1 protein-coding gene is annotated in these 300 nt (G+C 48.7%); it reads right to left on the bottom strand.

Annotated elements, in window-relative coordinates:
- Window positions 1–157, bottom strand: a 157-nt coding sequence (locus ACZYSM_RS29475) for a LysR family transcriptional regulator (protein ID WP_489077120.1), incomplete at its 3' end; no start/stop codon positions are given.
- Window positions 158–300: the final 143 nt, after the last annotated feature.

Genomic DNA, 300 nt, shown 5'->3' with positions numbered 1-300 from the left:
GTGGCTGGCGGATGAACAGCGTCGTACCCAACTCTTGCTCCAGCTGCTTGATGGTCACCGAGAGCGTCGGCTGGCTGATAAACAAACGCTGCGCCGCCGACGTGATATTGCGCTCCTCAAAGACGGCCAGAAAGGCCTTGAGATGACGGATATCCATAGTTTATTCCGATGCTAGTTAGAGGAATAAGGCATTTTTCAGGCCTAATAGCAGCAAATATACTGTGGGCCAAGCTTAGTTATTTATTTTTCGTATTTCAGGAGATTCACACATGACCAAACCATTGATCATCATCACCGGGG

The sequence above is a fragment of the Pseudomonas sp. F220 genome (assembly GCF_057813935.1).
This window is presented reverse-complemented; position numbering and strand designations above follow the sequence as displayed.